12 protein-coding genes are annotated in these 13283 nt (G+C 60.2%); 5 read left to right on the top strand and 7 right to left on the bottom strand.

Going from position 1 to position 13283, the window contains the following annotated elements:
* Nucleotides 1-59: 59 nt before the first annotated feature.
* The 6 genes from fba to tkt all read right to left on the bottom strand — a co-directional run bounded on the left by fba (nt 60) and on the right by tkt (nt 6477).
* On the bottom strand, nt 60-1124 hold the full coding sequence (fba, locus tag BK659_RS18750) for a class II fructose-bisphosphate aldolase (RefSeq protein ID WP_123426473.1): 1065 nt from the start codon (nt 1122-1124) through the stop codon (nt 60-62).
* 280 nt (nt 1125-1404) lie between these two features.
* Nucleotides 1405-1737: an MliC family protein gene (locus tag BK659_RS18745; RefSeq protein WP_123426472.1), complete on the bottom strand. Its 333-nt coding sequence runs from the start codon at nt 1735-1737 to the stop codon at nt 1405-1407.
* 59 nt (nt 1738-1796) lie between these two features.
* Nucleotides 1797-2018, bottom strand: coding sequence for a hypothetical protein (locus tag BK659_RS18740; RefSeq protein WP_123426471.1), 222 nt, complete (start codon nt 2016-2018; stop codon nt 1797-1799).
* Between the two features lie 34 nt (nt 2019-2052).
* A complete protein-coding gene (locus BK659_RS18735) occupies nt 2053-3216 on the bottom strand; it encodes a phosphoglycerate kinase (protein WP_123426470.1) in 1164 nt (387 codons plus the stop codon).
* A 25-nt stretch (nt 3217-3241) separates the two neighbouring features.
* Entirely contained in the window at nt 3242-4327 is a 1086-nt protein-coding gene (gene epd / locus BK659_RS18730; RefSeq protein WP_123426469.1) for an erythrose-4-phosphate dehydrogenase, read from the bottom strand.
* Nucleotides 4328-4479: 152 nt separating this feature from the next.
* On the bottom strand, nt 4480-6477 hold the full coding sequence (gene tkt, locus BK659_RS18725; protein ID WP_123426468.1) for a transketolase: 1998 nt from the start codon (nt 6475-6477) through the stop codon (nt 4480-4482).
* A 273-nt stretch (nt 6478-6750) separates the two neighbouring features.
* Between tkt and BK659_RS18720 the strand changes: the two genes are divergently transcribed.
* From BK659_RS18720 to BK659_RS18705, 4 genes are all read left to right on the top strand, one after another.
* On the top strand, nt 6751-7746 hold the full coding sequence (locus BK659_RS18720; protein WP_123426467.1) for an ArsR/SmtB family transcription factor: 996 nt from the start codon (nt 6751-6753) through the stop codon (nt 7744-7746).
* Between the two features lie 18 nt (nt 7747-7764).
* Entirely contained in the window at nt 7765-8955 is a 1191-nt protein-coding gene (gene metK / locus BK659_RS18715) for a methionine adenosyltransferase (RefSeq protein ID WP_054594424.1), read from the top strand.
* 206 nt (nt 8956-9161) lie between these two features.
* Entirely contained in the window at nt 9162-10844 is a 1683-nt protein-coding gene (gene ligB / locus BK659_RS18710) for an NAD-dependent DNA ligase LigB (protein WP_123426466.1), read from the top strand.
* Nucleotides 10845-10941: 97 nt separating this feature from the next.
* Entirely contained in the window at nt 10942-11337 is a 396-nt protein-coding gene (locus BK659_RS18705; protein ID WP_123426465.1) for a DUF1090 domain-containing protein, read from the top strand.
* 123 nt (nt 11338-11460) lie between these two features.
* On the opposite strand, the gene BK659_RS18700 is transcribed toward BK659_RS18705, so the two are convergent.
* Nucleotides 11461-11910 carry a c-type cytochrome gene (locus BK659_RS18700; RefSeq protein ID WP_123426464.1) on the bottom strand — a complete coding sequence of 150 codons (450 nt, stop codon included), beginning with the start codon at nt 11908-11910 and terminating at the stop codon, nt 11461-11463.
* A 128-nt stretch (nt 11911-12038) separates the two neighbouring features.
* Between BK659_RS18700 and mltA the strand changes: the two genes are divergently transcribed.
* Nucleotides 12039-13217: a murein transglycosylase A gene (gene mltA, locus BK659_RS18695; RefSeq protein WP_123426463.1), complete on the top strand. Its 1179-nt coding sequence runs from the start codon at nt 12039-12041 to the stop codon at nt 13215-13217.
* Nucleotides 13218-13283 lie beyond the last annotated feature (66 nt).

Raw genomic sequence — 13283 nt, 5'->3', positions numbered from 1 at the left:
CAGTCACAAAAAACCCGCCTCTCGGCGGGTTTTTTATTAGTGCTGTTTAACGCTCAGGTTTAGTTAACCTTGGCGTTCAACTCACCCTTCAGATAACGCTGGAACATCGCTTCCAACGAAACAGGTTTGATCTTCGAAGCATTACCGGCAGTACCGAACGCTTCATAACGTGCGATGCACACGTCGCGCATGGCGGTGACGGTGGCGCCGAAGAATTTACGTGGGTCAAATTCACTCGGGTTGGTGGCCATCAGGCGACGCATCGCACCGGTGGACGCCAGGCGCAGGTCGGTGTCGATGTTGACCTTGCGCACGCCGTGCTTGATGCCTTCAACGATTTCTTCAACCGGTACGCCGTAGGTTTCTTTGATGTCGCCGCCGTACTGGTTGATGATCGCCAGCCACTCTTGCGGAACCGAAGAAGAACCGTGCATCACCAGGTGGGTGTTCGGGATGCGTTTGTGGATTTCTTTGATGCGGTCGATGGCCAGCACGTCGCCAGTCGGTGGCTTGGTGAACTTGTAGGCGCCGTGGCTGGTGCCGATGGCGATGGCCAGGGCGTCGACCTGAGTGCGTTTGACGAAGTCAGCGGCTTCTTCCGGGTCAGTGAGCATTTGGCTGTGATCAAGCACGCCTTCTGCGCCGATACCGTCTTCTTCACCGGCCATGCCGGTTTCCAGCGAACCCAGGCAGCCCAGCTCGCCTTCTACCGATACGCCGCAGGCGTGAGCCATGGCTACGGTTTGCTGGGTAACACGGACGTTGTAGTCGTAGTCGGTTGGGGTCTTGCCGTCTTCGCCCAGGGAACCGTCCATCATCACCGAGCTGAAGCCCAGTTGGATGGAGCGCTGGCAGACGTCAGGGCTGGTGCCGTGGTCCTGGTGCATGCACACCGGGATGTGCGGGAATTCTTCGATCGCCGCCAAAATCAGGTGACGCAGGAATGGCGCGCCAGCGTATTTACGGGCGCCGGCCGAAGCCTGGACGATCACCGGGGAGTCAGTCTTGTCAGCGGCTTCCATGATGGCGCGCATCTGCTCAAGGTTGTTGACGTTGAAGGCTGGAACGCCGTAGCCGTACTCGGCTGCGTGGTCCAGCATCTGGCGCATGCTGATAAGTGCCATGGTGTGTGTCTCTCCCGGTTGAGGGTCGTTAATCGTGCAAGCCTGCCGTAGCGGCGGCTGCTATTCAAGTTATTGCAGATCGGGGGTAAGGCCGGTCTGCGAATTCGGTGGTGCCAAAATCTCGTGTACTGACACAGAACCACTGTGGGAGCGAGCTTGCTCGCGATGAGGGCCTGGCCGCCAACAGTGCAGTGACTGTCAGACCGCTATCGCGAGCAAGCTCGCTCCCACATTTGGCTCTGCTTCCACAATGGATCTGTGGTGTATCAATTTCGTGTGCTTACTGCACTTTACAGCCGCGGCCGATCAAATCGTTGGTGGCGACCCAGTACACCAGGCCTTCCTCACCTTTTACGTGAAACGCCAGTTTGTCATCGCTGTACAGCGAGCCACTGCCTGTGGGCTCCAGCTTCAAGCGGTACACCTGATCGTTACCAGCCAGGCGCACGTCAACCGCGTTGCGGCTGATGTCAGTGTAACGCCAGAGCACTTGCGCCTGGCTGTCGCAAACCCAGGTCGTCCAGGCGTCAGGCGCGGGCGACGAGGCAAACGGGTTCATATTGGCGCAACCGGCAAGCACTGCCAGCGACGCCACGGCTATCAAGCCTTTCATCAATGTTCCTCGGCTGGCGGCACACGCCACCAGCACTGGGCGTTAGTGAGTCAGACCGGTCAAGGGCAACCATGTTCCTTGGCCGGGGTCCGCGTCTCGTATTTATCCAGGCCATCCGGCCCGGAACGCTTGTTGAGCACCGGGTTGGTTTCCGCTTGCCAGTCGGCCTGGTAACAGCCCTTGTCTGGCGCGCCGGTTTCGTGTTCCGGCGCGGCTTTCGGCGTACTCCCGCAGCCTGCCAGCACACTCGCCGCGATCAATGTCGCTAACGTCTTGACCATGTAAACACTCCTTTGCCTGGCCAATGGATGACCCTTAGGCCTTTGCCCGGCTTTCCAGGACTTCAACGGCTGGCAGCACTTTGCCTTCGACGAACTCGAGGAACGCGCCACCGCCGGTAGAAATGTAGGAGATTTGCCCGGCAACGCCATATTTATCGATAGCTGCCAGGGTGTCGCCGCCGCCCGCGATGGAGAACGCCGAGCTGTCTGCGATGGCCTGAGCCAGGACTTTGGTGCCGTTACCGAACTGGTCGAATTCGAACACGCCGACCGGGCCGTTCCACAGAATGGTTTTCGACGACTTCAGCAGTTCAGCGAAGTGCGCGGCAGTCTGTGGGCCGATGTCGAGGATCATGTCGTCGGCAGCCACGTCGGCGATCAGCTTGACGGTCGCGGTAGCGCTTTCAGCGAATTCCTTGGCAACCACCACGTCGACCGGCAATGGCACGCTGACTTTGGCGGCGATGGCGCGGGCGGTGTCCAGCAGGTCTGGCTCGTACAGCGACTTGCCGACCGGGTGACCGGCAGCGGCCAGGAAGGTGTTGGCGATGCCACCACCGACGATCAGTTGATCGCAAATCTGGCTCAGGCTGTTCAGCACGTCGAGTTTGGTCGAGACCTTGGAGCCGGCAACGATGGCCGCCATTGGCTGGGCCGGGGCGCCAAGGGCTTTGCCCAGTGCGTCCAGTTCGGCAGCCAGCAACGGGCCAGCGGCGGCGACTTTGGCGAACTTGGCCACGCCGTGGGTCGAACCCTCGGCACGGTGAGCGGTGCCGAAGGCGTCCATCACGAACACGTCGCACAGGGCCGCGTATTGCCGGGCCAGTTCGTCAGCGTTGTTTTTCTCGCCTTTGTTAAAGCGCACGTTCTCGAACAGCACGATGTCGCCCGCTTTCACGTCAACACCGCCCAGGTAGTCGGACACCAGCGGCACTTCACGGCCCAGGGCCTTGCTCAGGTAGTCGGCCACGGGCTTGAGGCTGTTCTCGGCCGAGAATTCACCTTCGGTCGGACGGCCCAAGTGCGAGCAGACCATCACGGCTGCGCCTTTTTCCAGGGCCAGCTTGATGGTCGGCAGCGAGGCCAGGATTCGCGCATCGCTGGTGACAACACCGTCCTTGACTGGGACGTTGAGGTCTTCGCGGATCAATACGCGCTTACCTTGCAGATCGAGGTCGGTCATCTTCAACACGGTCATGGGTCGCATTTCCTGGGTAGCTGTTTTAGAGAGCAGGTTTTTGAGAAGTAGAAAGCTGAGGGACAGAGAGCTTGATAGCTGCTTGCAGATAGTGTTCTGCAACATCCAGCATTCGGTTGGCAAAACCCCATTCGTTGTCGAACCAGGCCAGCACGTTCACCAGCCTTGGGCCGGAAACGCGGGTCTGACTGGCATCGACGATCGCCGAATGCGGGTCATGGTTGAAATCACAACTGGCGTGAGGCAATTCGGTGTACGCCAACAGCCCCTTGAGCGGGCCGCTGGTGGCAGCCTCGCGCAGGATCCGGTTGACCTCGGTGGCGTCGGTGTCGGTGACGGTTTGCATCGTGATGTCGAGGCAAGACACGTTGACCGTCGGCACGCGTACGGCTTTGGCCTGAATTCTCCCGGCAAGTTCCGGCAGCAAGCGTTCGATACCGCGCGCCAGACCGGTGGACACCGGGATCACCGACTGGAACGCCGAACGGGTGCGGCGCAGGTCTTCGTGGTGGTAGGCGTCAATCACCGGCTGATCGTTCATCGCCGAGTGAATCGTGGTGATCGACACGTAGTCCAGACCAAAGGCCTGATCCAGCAGACGCAACAGCGGCACGCCGCAGTTGGTGGTACAGGACGCGTTGGACACCAGCAGTTCATCGCCGGTCAGGCAATCCTGATTGACGCCGTAGACGATGGTGGCGTCGACATCCGCTTCGCTGGCCATCGGCTGGGAAAACAGCACGCGCGGTGCGCCGGCGTCGAGGAAACGCTGGCCGTCTGCGCGAGTGTGGTAAGCGCCGGAGCACTCCAGCACCAGGTCGACGCCCAGCGACGCCCAATCGATACCTTCGGGGGTGGCACTGCGCAGGACCTTCACGCAGTTGCCCTTAATATGCAGACAATCGCCGTCGACCTTCACCTCACCGGGAAAACGCCCGTGGGTGGAGTCGAAGCGTGTCAGGTATTCGATGCTGGCCATGTCGGCCAGATCGTTGATCGCAACAATTTCAAAACCGGCCGCCGCCCCTCGCTCGAACAAAGCACGCAAGACGCAACGACCAATCCGGCCGTAGCCGTTGAGTGCAACTTTGTAGGGACGCGGTTGAGGCATGGGGTTCTCGATTACCGTGGTGAATCCGTCAGTTCCGTGTTGAATGTTCGATTGTCATCGCGAGCAAGCTCGCTCCCACAGGGATTCACACCGTCCATGTGGGAGCGAGCTTGCTCGCGATGGCGTCAGAACAGACAACGCAACTGTCGGACTTAGTCTTCCAGCAGCTCTTCAGCCTGACCCAGGATGTTTTCCAGGGTGAAGCCGAACTCTTCGAACAAGGCAGGCGCAGGCGCCGACTCGCCGTAGGTGGTCATGCCGATGACGCGACCTTCCAGGCCCACGTACTTGTACCAGTAGTCCGCGTGAGCAGCCTCGATGGCGATACGGGCGCTGACCTGCAACGGCAGAACCGCTTGCTTGTAGCCGGCATCCTGAGCATCGAACACGCTGGTGCACGGCATCGAAACCACGCGCACCTTGCGGCCCTGTTCAGTCAGTTTGTCGTAGGCCTGAACGGCCAGACCGACTTCCGAACCGGTGGAGATCAGGATCAGCTCAGGCTCGCCCGCGCAATCCTTGAGCACGTAACCACCACGGTTGATCAGCTCGATCTGCACCGCGTCACGGGTTTGGTGCTGCAGGTTCTGACGCGAGAAGATCAGTGCGCTAGGACCGTCTTTACGCTCCAGGGCGCACTTCCAGGCCACGGCCGACTCAACGGCATCGGCTGGACGCCAGGTGTCGAGGTTCGGCGTGCAACGCAGGCTGGCCAGTTGCTCGATAGGTTGGTGAGTCGGACCGTCTTCGCCCAGACCGATGGAGTCGTGGGTGTAGACGTGGATCACGCGCTGCTTCATCAGGGCGGACATGCGCACGGCGTTGCGGGCGTATTCCATGAACATCAGGAAGGTTGCGCCGTAAGGCACCAGGCCGCCATGCAGGGCAACGCCGTTCATGATGGCGGTCATGCCGAACTCGCGAACGCCGTAGTACATGTAGTTGCCGCTGGCGTCTTCAGCGCTGACGCCTTTGCAGCCTTTCCACAGGGTCAGGTTGGAGCCGGCCAGGTCAGCCGAGCCGCCGAGCATTTCCGGCAACAGCGGGCCGAACGCGTTCAGGGCGTTCTGGCTGGCTTTACGGCTGGCGATGGTTTCGCCTTTGGCCGCCACTTCAGCGATGTAAGCCGCAGCCTTCTCGGAGAAGTCAGCCGGCAGATCACCGCTCAGACGACGAACCAGCTCATTGGCCAGCTCAGGGAATTCGGCGGAGTAGGCAGCGAAACGCTGATCCCACTCGGCTTCGACCGCGCGACCGGCTTCCTTGGCGTCCCACTCGGCATAGATGTCGGCCGGGATTTCGAACGGGCCGTGATTCCACTTCAGCGCGGCACGGGTCAGGGCGATTTCCGCGTCACCCAATGGGGCGCCGTGGCAGTCTTCCTTGCCTTGCTTGTTCGGCGAACCGAAACCGATAGTGGTCTTGCAGCAGATCAGCGTCGGTTGCGCGCTTTTGCGTGCAGTGTCGATTGCGGTCTTGATCTCTTCCGGGTCGTGACCGTCAACGTTGCGGATCACTTGCCAGTTGTAGGCTTCGAAGCGCTTCGGGGTGTCATCGGTGAACCAGCCTTCGACTTCGCCATCGATGGAGATGCCGTTGTCATCGTAGAAGGCGATCAGCTTGCCCAGGCCCAGCGTACCGGCCAGGGAGCTGACTTCGTGGGAAATGCCTTCCATCATGCAGCCATCACCCAGGAACACGTAGGTGTGGTGGTCGACAACGTTGTGGCCAGGACGGTTGAACTGCGCCGCCAGGACTTTTTCTGCCAGGGCAAAACCCACGGCGTTGGCCAGGCCCTGACCCAACGGGCCAGTGGTGGTTTCAACGCCCGGGGTGTAGCCGAGTTCCGGGTGACCCGGGGTGCGGCTGTGCAATTGGCGGAAGCTTTTCAGGTCATCGATCGACAGGTCGTAGCCGGTCAGGTGCAGCAGCGAGTAGATCAACATCGAGCCGTGACCGTTGGACAGGATGAACCGGTCGCGGTCGGCAAAGGATGGATTGCTCGGGTTGTGCTTGAGGTAGTCACGCCAAAGCACCTCGGCGATATCCGCCATGCCCATAGGGGCACCGGGATGGCCGCTGTTGGCTTTTTGCACGGCATCCATGCTGAGGGCACGAATGGCGTTGGCACGCTCACGACGGCTGGGCATCGCTGTTCTCCTGCGGATTCTGAATCGAGAGTGAATAAAACGGAACGGAAAAAAGGCGAGCATTTTCCCTCACCCGGACGCCTCGGGGCAATGACAGATAGTCGATCCGGGGTGTTTTTCCTGTGGATAAATGCGGATTCGCCTGGTGAAACCTTTCCGCGCTTCGTTTGTAGAGTGAAGCGCAGCCCAGGAAGTGCCATCTATCGAGCAATATCAAAACTTTTTGATATTGGCCTTGCGGGGATTTCGGCGCATCACTAGACTGCTGGCCTTATGAACTTACGCGTGCCTTCCATTCGCCATGACGATTGCGATGAGCTGGCGGCCCTGTGCAAGGCCGGCGGCGATCCGTTGCGGCTGAACGTTTTGCGCGCATTGGCCAACGATTCGTTCGGCGTGCTGGAGCTGGCGCAAATCTTCGCCACCGGTCAATCGGGCATGAGCCACCACTTGAAGGTGCTGGCCCAGGCCGATCTGGTAGCGACCCGCCGCGAAGGCAACGCTATTTTTTATCGTCGCGCCCTGCCCCACACCGAACTGTTGGGCGGCAAGCTGCACGCGGCACTGCTCGAAGAAGTGGACAACCTGACCCTGCCCAGCGATGTGCAGGCGCGGATCAGCCAGGTCCACGGGCAACGAGCCGCTGCCAGCCAGGATTTTTTCTCACGGGTTGCGGAAAAGTTTCGCGCCCAGCAAGACTTGATCGCCGGCTTGGCGCAGTACCGCGAAAGCGTGCTGGCGCTGCTCGACAAGTTGAGTTTCAGCGAAGGCGCCACAGCGATTGAAGTCGGCCCCGGCGATGGCAGCTTCCTGCCGGAACTGGCGCGCCGCTTCAGTCAGGTTACGGCGCTCGACAACAGCCCGGCGATGCTCGAACTGGCGCGTCAGGTCTGCGAACGTGAAAAGCTGGCTAACGTCAGCCTGCAATTGGCCGATGCATTGAATGGCGTAAGCCTGGTAGCCGATTGCGTTGTACTGAACATGGTCTTGCACCATTTCGCCGCGCCAGCCGATGCGCTCAAGCACATGGCCGGCTTGCTGCAACCAGGCGGTAGCCTGTTAGTGACAGAGTTATGTAGCCACAACCAAAGTTGGGCCAGGGAGGCCTGCGGTGATCTTTGGTTGGGGTTTGAACAGGACGATTTGGCCCGTTGGGCCACCGCTGCGGGACTCGTTCCCGGGGAAAGCCTCTATGTAGGCTTACGTAATGGTTTCCAGATCCAGGTCCGCCATTTTCAGCGACCGGCTGGCGACACTCACCATCGGTAAATTCAGGAAAACATCGAGATGAGCGAATACTCCCTCTTCACCTCCGAGTCCGTGTCTGAAGGGCATCCGGACAAAATCGCCGACCAGATTTCTGATGCGGTGCTGGACGCCATCATTGCTGAAGACAAGTTCGCCCGTGTGGCGTGCGAGACTCTGGTGAAAACGGGCGTGGCGATCATCGCCGGCGAAGTCACCACCTCGGCCTGGGTCGATCTGGAAGACATCGTTCGTAACGTGATCCTCGACATCGGCTACAACAGCTCGAATGTCGGCTTCGACGGCGCGACCTGTGGCGTGATGAACATCATCGGCAAGCAGTCCCCCGACATCAACCAAGGTGTTGATCGTGCCAAGCCTGAAGACCAGGGCGCCGGCGATCAGGGCCTGATGTTCGGCTACGCCAGCAACGAAACCGACGTGCTGATGCCAGCACCGATCACCTTCTCGCACCAACTGGTTCAGCGCCAGGCCGAAGCCCGCAAGTCCGGCCTGCTGCCTTGGCTGCGTCCAGACGCCAAGTCGCAAGTAACCTGCCGCTACGAAAACGGCAAGGTTGTCGGTATCGACGCCGTTGTACTGTCGACCCAGCACAACCCGGAAGTGTCCTACAAAGACCTGCGCGAAGGCGTGATGGAACTGATCGTCAAGCACGTGCTGCCTGCCGAGCTGCTGTCCAAGGACACCCAGTTCCACATCAACCCGACTGGCCAGTTCATCATCGGTGGCCCGGTGGGCGACTGCGGCCTGACCGGTCGCAAGATCATCGTTGACAGCTACGGCGGCATGGCCCGTCACGGCGGCGGCGCGTTCTCCGGTAAAGATCCATCGAAGGTTGACCGTTCGGCTGCCTACGCCGGTCGTTATGTGGCCAAGAACATCGTGGCTGCCGGCCTGGCCGAACGTTGCGAGATTCAGGTTTCCTACGCCATCGGCGTCGCTCAACCGACTTCGATTTCGTTGAACACCTTCGGCACCGGCAAGATCAGCGACGACAAGATCGTCAAACTGGTCCGCGAAGTGTTCGACCTGCGCCCATACGCAATCACCACCATGCTCGACCTGCTGCACCCGATGTACCAGGACACCGCTGCGTACGGCCACTTCGGTCGCACCCCGGAAATCAAAACCGTGGGCGACGATACGTTCACCACGTTCACCTGGGAAAAAACCGACCGCGCCGACGCCCTGCGCGCTGCTGCTGGTCTGTAAGACTTTCCTGGCTGCACAAAAAGCCCCGCACGGTTCGCCGTGCGGGGCTTTTTCATGGGTATTGGAAAGATCAAAAGATCGCAGCCTGCGGCAGCTCCTGCAGATGTACGCCTTCCTCTCTCGAAACACACTGCAAAACACCTGCGCTCGCAGGCTTCACAGCTGATCTAACCTTCAGGCATCCAACTCGAGCAAGGATGCTCATGATGCTGCCCACGCTTCGTCTGTTGATCGGTTTTTGGCTGATAGTTGCTGGCCTGAACGCTCACGCTGCTACCTGCCCCGACTGGCTCCCCATCCGGGCCCAAGCTGAAATCACCGCGCTGCAACAGCAAATCGAACGCTGGGACGACAGCTATCACCGACAGGGACACTCGCTGGTCGCCGATGAACTCTACGACCAATCCCGCGCACGCCTCAAAGCTTGGCGGGTGTGCTTCGAGCCGACCTCAACAGCTGAAAATCCGCTACGTACCGCCCGCGGCACGGTTGCCCACCCAATCCCCCACACAGGCCTCGAAAAACTCATCGACGGTCGGGCCGTCGAAGCCTGGCTCAAGTCACGCGACGATATCTGGGTTCAGCCCAAAGTCGATGGTGTGGCGGTCACGCTGATTTACCGTGAGGGTCAACTGCAACAGGCGATAAGCCGTGGTGACGGGATCAATGGCCAGGACTGGACAGCCTCGGCGCGCAAGATCGCCGCAATCCCCCAGCAACTGCCACAGCCGCTGGACCTGCTGCTACAAGGCGAGCTCTATTGGCGTCTGACAGATCATGTACAAGCCAAAAGTGGCAGCCTGAACGCCCGTAGCGCCGTGGCCGGATTGATGGGCCGTAAAGAGCTGAGCACGGAGGACGCCAACGGGATCGGGCTGTTCGTCTGGGACTGGCCGCAAGGTCCGACCAGCTTGCCGGCGCGTCTGGCCTTTCTGAAAGCGTCGGGCTTCGCCGACAGTGAGCGCTATAGCCAATCCGTCAGCACGTTTGCCGACGCCGGGCGCTGGCGAGATCACTGGTATCGCACGCCCCTGCCGTTTGCCAGCGACGGCATTGTCTTGCGTCAGAGCCAGCGCCCGGCGGCAGAGCGCTGGCAGGCGAAAGCGCCGTTCTGGAGCGTGGCCTGGAAGTACCCTTTCGCCCAGGCACTGGCTGAAGTGCGCAAGGTCAATTTCAAGATCGGTCGTACCGGGCGCATTACTCCGGTCCTGGAGCTTGCTCCAGTCATGCTGGATGACCGGCAGATCAAACGTGTGAGCGTCAGCTCGCTGCAGCGTTGGCGGGATATGGATATCCGCCCCGGCGATCAGGTCGCCATCAGCCTTGCCGGGTTGACCATCCCACGGCTCGACAGCGTGGTGTTGCGCAGCACTGAACGGCCAGAGGTGATCGCACCCCGTGCAGAAGACTTCCACCACCTCAGCTGTTGGCAACCGACACCGGGCTGCGAAAGCCAGTTTCTCGCACGGCTGACCTGGCTCAGTGGCAAGCAAGGCCTGGCGCTGCACCATCTAGGCCCCGGCACCTGGGAAAAACTCATCAGTGTCGGGCGTATCAAGGGGCTGCTCGATTGGTTGACCCTCGATGCCCAAGAGCTTGCTAACATTGACGGCTTCGGCGAGCGCAGCAGTGTCCGTTTGCTGAACAGCCTGCAAAGCGCCCGGCAACAACCCTTTTCACGCTGGCTGAAGGCCTTGGGCTTGCCGCCTACGGGTGAGGCCAGACTTGCAGACTCATGGCAGCAACTAGCGCAACGAGACACTGGGCAATGGCAGACCGAAGCCGGAATCGGCCCGGGGCGCGCTGCGCAATTGAGCGCTTTTTTCCGCGACCCGCAGGTGGTGGCCTTGAGCGAACAATTACACGCTGCCGGAATAGACGGTTTCTAGATGTTCAGAGATCCGGCAGTTTTGAACCCAATAGGTATCGATGCGCTCCAACAGCCCATCGGCTCGCCGATCTGATGATTTTTTAAACGGAGCCTTTATGAAATTTCTTTCACCGCTCGCCGTTCTGACCCTTTGCGGCGTCATGGCAGCACCGCTGATGGCTGCCGAAGAAACCCCTGAACTCACGGGATGCGCCGCCAAACGCCAGTCCATCAGCGCCCAGATCGAACAGGCCAAGGCCCATGGCAATGCCGATCAACAGGCAGGCCTGGAAAAAGCCCTGAACGAAGTCACCGAGCACTGCACCGACGCCGCCTTGAAGAAAGAGCGCGAGAACAAGGTGCTCGACGCCAAGCACGAAGTCAGCCTCCGTCAGGCCGACCTCGACAAGGCCATGAAAAAGGGCGACGCCGAGAAGATCAACAAACGCAAAGACAAACTCGCCGAATCCCGTAAGCAATTGCAGCAAGCGCTGGATGAGCTGGACAAGTAACGGCCAGAAAATCACACGCCCTCACGTAGGAGCTGGCGAAGCCTGCGATCTTTTTCGGGGCATCCACAAAGATCAAAAGATCGCAGCCTTCGGCAGCTCCTACACAGGAATGGCAGGCGCTAATCAATGATCACGAAACTGTTTATGACACGCACTACAGGCGTCTTCGACTTTCTGCACGGCCGGCCCCAGGTTGCTGACCTTGTACGGCTGAACCTTGCTGGTAATCACCAATTCACCGGTGGCGGCCTCAAGTGTGCGGGCCATATCCTGGAAACGCGCCTGCTGTTGCCATACATCGTCTTTGGCGCTGGTTTTGCCGTCCTCGCGAACCTGCGGGAAATGCTTCCACGGTTCATGGGACAAGGCGTCGAGTTTGACCGCACCTTCGGTGAAACGCGGGCCGTCGAACGGAATGCGTCCACGCAACATGCCGCCCAGGTCTTCGCCGGTTTTGAGCATTTGCTTGAAGATTGCCTTGCGCTGACCCAGCGGCGAGTTCGGATCGACACCGCCACAGGCGGACAGCGTCAGACAGGCCAGCAATACAACAGAAAGTCTTTTAAGAGTCATGGTGGCTTCACGTCACGGGAAACGGCGGCCAGTATCCTCGCGTCGCCGACAAAGACCAATAGCCCTATTAACAATAAGGGTTGTTTGAACGCTGGAAGCGCTCGGACAACCTGTAAAGGAAGTACCGCATGAACAGCCGTTTCAAGGTCTGGCGCAACAGTCTGGCCTGGACCCTTCCGATGGTCGCCCTGCTTGCCGGTTGCAACAGTGGCGACACCGCAAAACCACAAACCCACGCCATCGCTACCTATTCCAGCGCGACCTGGGAAGCCTTGCCGACGGTGTCCGATAACGACTTGCTGGCAGGTTTCGGCTCCTGGCGTAGTGCCTGTACCCGCCTGAAGTCCGACCCGGTCTGGGGCGCGACTTGCGCGGCGGCCACCAACGTACCGCAAGCCGCCGACGCCATCCGCGGTTTTCTCAAGGAACACCTGGAGGTCTACGGCCTGCGGTCTTCCGGCGGCAACGCCAATGGCTTGATCACCGGTTATTACGAGCCGGTCTATCCGGGCAGCCTGACACAGAACCCGGTGGCCAACGTGCCGGTGTATGGCGTGCCGGATGACATGATCATTGTCTCCCTGGAGAGCATTTACCCGGAACTCAAAGGCAAGCGCCTGCGCGGCCGCCTTGAAGGTCGAGTACTCAAGCCTTATGACGATGCCGCCGCCATTGAAACCAAAGGGGTCAAGGCGCCTGTGCTGGCGTGGCTGACCGACCCGATGGACCTGCAGTTTTTGCAGATCCAGGGCTCGGGCCGCATTCAACTGGAAGACGGCCGCCAACTGCGCATTGGTTATGCCGACCAGAACGGTCACCCGTACCGCCCTATCGGCCGCTGGCTGGTGGATCAGGGCGAGCTGAAAAAAGAAGAAGTGACCATGAGCGCTATCAGCGCCTGGGCCAAGGCCCATCCGACGCGTATCCCTGAACTGCTCGGCAGCAACCCGAGCTACGTGTTCTTCAACCGCAACCCTGACAGCAACGAAGGCCCGCGCGGCTCGCTGAACGTGCCGCTGACCTCGGGTTACAGCGTAGCGGTGGATCGCAAGGTTATTCCGCTGGGCAGCCTGTTGTGGTTATCCACCACTCGCCCTGATGGCAGCGCACTGGTACGCCCCGTCGCAGCGCAGGACACCGGCGGTGCGATCACCGGCGAAGTTCGTGCCGACCTGTTCTGGGGCACGGGCGATGCCGCCGGACAACTGGCCGGCGACATGAAACAGCAAGGGCAAATCTGGATGCTCTGGCCAAAAGGCGCGGCGCTGCCGCAACTCCCGCAGGTGACCGACGCGGTTAAACCTTGAGCCCTGTTTCGGTTGATGGATAGCTATCGCGAGCAAGCTCGCTCCCACAGGTATTGCGTCGCCCAT

Source organism: Pseudomonas brassicacearum, assembly GCF_003732225.1.
Classification (GTDB): Bacteria; Pseudomonadota; Gammaproteobacteria; order Pseudomonadales; family Pseudomonadaceae; genus Aquipseudomonas; species Aquipseudomonas brassicacearum_E.
The sequence above is the reverse complement of the archived record's forward strand: the minus strand, read 5'-3'. Positions and strand labels throughout refer to the sequence as shown.